Consider the following 5,532-nt stretch of genomic DNA (forward strand, 5'->3'; position numbering starts at 1 on the left):
GAAGGTGAAATAATCTTTCTAATTTAATTAGCAAAATAAAAAACAGCCACTGTCCCAGTGGCTGTTAGTCATTTGAGGATATTTTGAATTTGAAATACTCCCAATGCTTATAAGTTTCTATGTACTCTAAAATACGATTACTTTCACGATTTTTAGTAGTTCTAAGCTGCAGTACACTAGGTTCAAAGTCATTTAGTTGTAAGGCTTTTTTAATTTTAGTAGGAATATTCAAACAAATTTCGTTGGTTTCTTCAAAAGCTTGATCTGTCATAGTGATATGAAAATCTTCTTCAAAACGATCGTAAATAGATTGAAATTCTTGTAAATCAGCATTGGGATTTTTGATAAAATCATGTGGTAAATAAGTTTGGTGGTAAATAAAAGGCTTATCTGCTGCAGTTCTTAACCTTGTAATTTGATAGTAATACTCAGTTTTATGAAGGTTTAATTTTTCAAGATAATAAGGATTGTTGCCTTTAGTGATGGACAAAACTTGAACCTTTTCTTGATTTGGGCAGAACAGCTCTATGTCAGAAAATTTAACAAGGACTTCGCGTCTTGAGCGTGCAACAAAGGTTCCAATCCCTTGCTTGCGCTCTACTAAACCCTCTTTTTTTAGTTCATCCAGAGCTCGGATAGCAGTGATCGAGCTAACCTGAAAAGAATTTGCAATTTCAGATTGGGTATGAAATCTATCGCCTTCAGAGAAATCTCCTGATAGAATTTGCTTTTTTAAAATTTCTTTTAGCTGTAGGTATTTCGGTTCTTTTTGTTTTTTCATGATTCTCCGCTTTCTTTTTAATGTTATTATAGCAAAAAAAAATTAAAAAATATTGGCACGAACCACTTGATATAACAAGATATAAATGTTAATATAATGATATAAAGTAAGCGGTTACAAATTAATAAAAGGAGAATTTATGAAACGATTTGTTGTCAAAGATGACTTCTATTTGGACAATAGTCCTTTTAAAATTTTGTCAGGTGCCATTCATTATTTCCGAATTCCCCCTGATAACTGGTATCACTCCTTATATAATCTTAAAGCACTTGGGTTTAATACTGTAGAGACCTATGTTCCTTGGAATATGCACGAATCAAAAGAAGGTGAGTTTGACTTTACAGGAATTCTAGATTTAGAAAAATTTCTGGCGATAGCTCAGGATTTAGACTTGTATGCTATTGTTAGACCTAGTCCATACATTTGTGCAGAATGGGAGTTTGGAGGTTTACCTGCGTGGTTATTAGCAAAAGACGTGAGAGTTCGCTCCAGTGACCCCAAATTTTTAAATTATGTGGAACGTTATTATAAGGTTCTTCTTCCAAAATTGGCAAAATATCAATTGGATCAAGGTGGTAATATTCTCATGTTTCAGATTGAGAATGAATATGGTTCTTATGGAGAAGATAAGACCTATCTAAGATGTTTGAAAGAGTTAATGGAAGATCAAGGTCTAACTGCTCCTTTCTTTACCTCAGATGGAGCATGGCAAGCGACATTAAAGGCGGGAAGCTTGATTGACGATGGGGTTCTCGTAACAGGTAATTTTGGCTCAAAAGGTAAGATTAATTTTGCTAATATGAAAGCCTTCTTTAAACAGCATAATAAAGATTGGCCCCTCATGTGTATGGAGTTTTGGGATGGTTGGTTTAATCGTTGGAAAGAGCCGATTATACGTAGAGAACCGGAAGAATTAGCTGATTCAGTGATGGAAGTTCTCAAAGAGGGAAGTATTAATCTCTACATGTTTCACGGGGGAACCAATTTTGGTTTTATGAACGGAACTTCAGCTCGTCGCAACAAAGACCTACCGCAAGTAACTTCTTATGACTATGATGCGATTTTAGATGAGGCAGGTAACCCGAGTCCGAAGTTCTATGCGCTACAAAGAAGACTTCAAGAGGCCTACCCCGATTTAGATTATAGGGAACCACTTATAAAAGAGACTATGGCAATAGACCAGATTCCATTGGTAGCTAAGGTAGCATTAAAAGATACCATTCATAACTTATCAAGAGTTTCACGTGATTTTTACCCCAAAAGTATGGAGGCCTTAAGTCAGTCAACAGGTTATATCCTATATCGAACACAGTTGCCAAAAGATAAGGAAGAAGAAAGGCTGCGAGTCATTGATGCTAGGGATCGTATTCAAGTTTTTGTGGATGATGAAAAAGTGGCTACTCAATATCAAGAAGAAATTGGTGGCGATATCATGGTTAAGCAAAAAACAAATCTTAGTCAGGTGGATATCTTGGTTGAGAATATGGGACGTGTGACTTACGGACCCAAACTGGAAGCACCGACGCAAAGCAAGGGATTGGGTCGTGGATTGATGGCTGATCTTCACTTTGTAGGAGAGTGGGAGCAGTATCCTTTGCCACTAGATAATATCTCAGACATTATCTACGCTTCAGACTTTGAATGGCAAGAAGGATTACCAGCCTTTTATAGATTTGAATATGATTGCCCAAATCCTAAAGATACTTATTTAGACTTGTCTCATTTTGGTAAGGGAGTAGCCTTTATCAATAGCTATCATCTAGGTCGTTTTTGGCAGGTGGGACCCACCCTCTCTCTCTATCTGCCAGCTAGTTTCATGAAAAAAGGAAGGAATGTAATTACGATTTTTGAAACAGAAGGTGTTTATCAAACACAGTTATCACTCACTCATAAACCATTATATAAGGAAATAGAAGGAGAAAAATTATGACAATTGTTGCAGCACGTATTGACGGACGCCTCATTCATGGGCAAGTAGCTAATCTTTGGACGACTAAACTCAATATCAGTCGTATCATGGTTGTTGATAATGACATTGTGAATAATGATTTAGAAAAAACAGGATTAAAGTTAGCAACACCAGCTGGTGTTAAACTCTCTATCTTGACTGAAGAAAAAGCAGCTACTAACATTTTGGCAGGTCGTTATGATTCACAAAGACTTTTGATTGTTGCACGTAGACCTGATCGTTTCTTATCTCTGATTGAGAAAGGCGTGACGATACCAGAATTGAATGTAGGGAATATGTCGCAAAGTTCTGAAACACGCTCTGTGACACGTTCTGTTAACGTTGTGGATGAGGATATTGTAGCATTTGATGCTATTCAAGGGCATGGCACTAAAATCATCCATCAAATGGTGCCGAATGATAGTGCTCAAGACTTTATGAGTTTGTTAAACAAAGTCCGTTAGTTTCTAAAAAATGTAACCGCTAACACCTCTTTTGGTTTTAGCAAATATTGCATGCTGTAGAGAGTCGTGAGAGCATGATTTCTCTGACTTTCTTTCTTATTTATATTTTATTAGGAGGTTTCATCATGATTGAATGGTGGCAAATTCTACTACTTACTCTCTATTCAGCTTATCAAATTCTTGATGAGTTGACGATTAACTCATCGGCAGGCTCACCTGTATTTGCTGGCTTTATGTCAGGTTTAATTATGGGAGACTTAGCAACTGGACTTTTGATAGGGGGTAGTCTTCAATTAATGGTACTCGGTGTTGGAACGTTTGGTGGTGCATCACGCATTGATGCGACATCAGGTGCAGTACTTGCGACAGCTTTTTCAGTTGGCCAAGATATTCAACCTGAATTGGCTGTTTCAACAATAGCCGTACCGGTAGCAGCACTCTTGGTTTATACTGATATTTTAGGACGCTTCTCAACCACTTACTTTGCACATCGTATCGATAAGCATGTTGAGAACTTTAACTACAAAGCTATTGAACGTAATTATCTTTTAGGGGCAGTACCGTGGGCTCTTTCTCGTGCACTTCCTGTCTTTCTAGCTCTTGTCCTTGGTGGTGGTGCTGTTGGAGCAATGGTAAATACAATTGCGAATTATCAATGGATTGCTGACGGTTTGACCCTTGCTGGTAAAATGCTTCCAGGTCTAGGATTTGCTATTTTACTACATTACTTACCAGTTAAGAAAAACTTGCACTATTTAGCTCTTGGTTTCGGTTTGACAGCAATGCTGACTACTCTATATGGAAACTTACAAACAGTTTCAACGACTTTGGGTGGTATTATCGGTGAATCAGGACTAAAGGAAACAGTTTTTGACGCAGCACCATTTAAAGGTCTTCCAATGATTGGTATTGCTATTATTGGTGCAGCTCTTGCGACGCTACATTATAAGAATGGGCAGAATGTGACAGTAGTGGAACAGACAACAGTGTTATCAGAAAGTGGGGAAATTGAAGATGACGAAATCTAATTATAAATTAACCAAAGCAGATTTTAATCAAATTAATAAGCGTAGTCTCTTTACTTTCCAATGGGGCTGGAATTATGAACGTATGCAAGGTTCAGGCTATCTTTACCTCATTTTGCCTCAGCTTCGAAAAATTTATGGAGATGGAACGCCAGAATTGAAAGAAATGATGAAAACTCATGTTCAATTCTTTAATACATCAAACTTTTTCCATACGATTATTACAGGTATTGATTTAGCTTTAGAAGAGAACGAAGGTGTTGCTTCTAAAGATGCTGTTAATGGGGTGAAAACGGGTTTGATGGGGCCATTTGCTCCGATTGGTGACTCACTGTTTGCTTCACTCGTGCCATCAATCATGGGATCCATTGCAGCATCACTAGCCACAAATGCTAACGCTATTGGTGTCTTCCTATGGGTAGCTGTGAATATTGCAATCATGATTTTCCGTTGGAAACAATTGGAGTTTGCTTATAAAGAAGGTACTAAATTGGTAACAACGATGCGTGATAAACTAGGTGCACTAGTGGATGCGGCTTCTGTTATGGGGGTTTTCATGGTTGGTGCCTTGATTGCAACAATGATTAATTTTAAATTCATTGCTGAACCACATATCGGAGATAAGGTCATCAATATTCAAGATCTGTTTGATCAAATCTTCCCTCGTTTGGTACCAGCACTGTTTACAGGCTTAGTTTTCTGGCTACTTGGTCGCAAAGGGATGAGTTCTACAAAAGCTATTTTGATTATCATCATTTTTGCACTTTTGATGTCATACTTTAAAATTTTAGGCGTTTAATGTTAGTAGGAGGAAAAATTGGTAAAATCATTAATATTACTAAGTCATGGTCATTTCAGCGAAGAATTGAAAAAAAGTACAGAAATGATTATGGGACCACAAGATACCATTCATACCGTCAGTTTGCTACCTGAAGAAGGGGCACAAGATTTTGAAAAAAAATTAAGGGATACCATCAAAGATTTAGATGATTACGTGGTATTAGCTGACTTGATGGGTGGAACACCTTGTAATGTCGCTGGTAAGTTGCTGATACAAGATTATCAGTTTGACTTGTATGCTGGTATGAATATGCCTATGATTATTGGCTTTATCAATAGCAGTCTAACAGATGAACCTATTGATTTAAAACAGTTTGGGGCGGAGAATATTCATAAAGTGAATGACCTTTTAAATAATTTTGATGACGAAGACGAGTAACATAGAAGAATCTTCTTTCAACTATCTCAGTTAGTTTGTTAATCAATACAAAAGGCCTAACGCTATCAGAAAAACCCATCACCACAAATAGAAAT

Annotated in this window: 6 protein-coding genes; 5 read left to right on the forward strand and 1 reads right to left on the reverse strand. The window is 37.1% G+C overall.

Features of this window, described 5'->3' with window-relative positions; all coding sequences use genetic code 11:
* Positions 1 to 64: 64 nt before the first annotated feature.
* On the reverse strand, positions 65 to 781 hold the full coding sequence (locus tag ACMZ6U_RS09030) for a GntR family transcriptional regulator (protein WP_416108081.1): 717 nt from the start codon (positions 779 to 781) through the stop codon (positions 65 to 67).
* Between the two features lie 139 nt (positions 782 to 920).
* Here ACMZ6U_RS09030 and ACMZ6U_RS09035 point away from each other — a divergent pair, with 139 nt between their 5' ends.
* The 5 genes from ACMZ6U_RS09035 (at position 921) to ACMZ6U_RS09055 (ending at position 5,437) form a co-directional block, all read left to right on the forward strand.
* The gene (locus ACMZ6U_RS09035; protein ID WP_416108083.1) at positions 921 to 2,711 is read left to right on the forward strand and encodes a glycoside hydrolase family 35 protein; all 1,791 of its coding nucleotides are present in this window, start codon (positions 921 to 923) and stop codon (positions 2,709 to 2,711) included.
* Positions 2,708 to 3,193, forward strand: a complete 486-nt coding sequence (locus ACMZ6U_RS09040; protein ID WP_104967160.1) for a PTS system mannose/fructose/N-acetylgalactosamine-transporter subunit IIB — start codon at positions 2,708 to 2,710, stop codon at positions 3,191 to 3,193. The genes ACMZ6U_RS09035 and ACMZ6U_RS09040 overlap by 4 nt, the downstream gene beginning before the upstream one ends.
* A gap of 125 nt (positions 3,194 to 3,318) precedes the next feature.
* On the forward strand, positions 3,319 to 4,221 hold the full coding sequence (locus ACMZ6U_RS09045) for a PTS mannose/fructose/sorbose/N-acetylgalactosamine transporter subunit IIC (protein WP_416108085.1): 903 nt from the start codon (positions 3,319 to 3,321) through the stop codon (positions 4,219 to 4,221).
* Positions 4,208 to 5,017 (forward strand): PTS system mannose/fructose/sorbose family transporter subunit IID, encoded by an 810-nt coding sequence (locus ACMZ6U_RS09050; RefSeq protein WP_104967162.1) that lies wholly within the window; start codon positions 4,208 to 4,210, stop codon positions 5,015 to 5,017. Before ACMZ6U_RS09045 ends, ACMZ6U_RS09050 begins: the two co-directional genes overlap by 14 nt.
* An 18-nt stretch (positions 5,018 to 5,035) precedes the next feature.
* Positions 5,036 to 5,437 carry a PTS sugar transporter subunit IIA gene (locus ACMZ6U_RS09055; RefSeq protein WP_416108087.1) on the forward strand — a complete coding sequence of 134 codons (402 nt, stop codon included), beginning with the start codon at positions 5,036 to 5,038 and terminating at the stop codon, positions 5,435 to 5,437.
* The last annotated feature ends 95 nt before the right edge of the window (positions 5,438 to 5,532 follow it).

Origin of the sequence: Streptococcus pluranimalium (assembly GCF_047785745.1) — a bacterium.
Taxonomy (GTDB): domain Bacteria; phylum Bacillota; class Bacilli; order Lactobacillales; family Streptococcaceae; genus Streptococcus; species Streptococcus pluranimalium_B.

What these genes read in the sequence shown, in the direction of transcription:
- ACMZ6U_RS09045 (WP_416108085.1), top strand. Translation starts at nt 3,319, where the DNA reads ATGATTGAATGGTGGCAAATTCTACTACTTACTCTCTATTCAGCTTAT.
- ACMZ6U_RS09040 (WP_104967160.1), top strand. Translation starts at nt 2,708, where the DNA reads ATGACAATTGTTGCAGCACGTATTGACGGACGCCTCATTCATGGGCAA.
- ACMZ6U_RS09030 (WP_416108081.1), bottom strand. Translation starts at nt 781, where the DNA reads ATGAAAAAACAAAAAGAACCGAAATACCTACAGCTAAAAGAAATTTTA.
- ACMZ6U_RS09050 (WP_104967162.1), top strand. Translation starts at nt 4,208, where the DNA reads ATGACGAAATCTAATTATAAATTAACCAAAGCAGATTTTAATCAAATT.
- ACMZ6U_RS09035 (WP_416108083.1), top strand. Translation starts at nt 921, where the DNA reads ATGAAACGATTTGTTGTCAAAGATGACTTCTATTTGGACAATAGTCCT.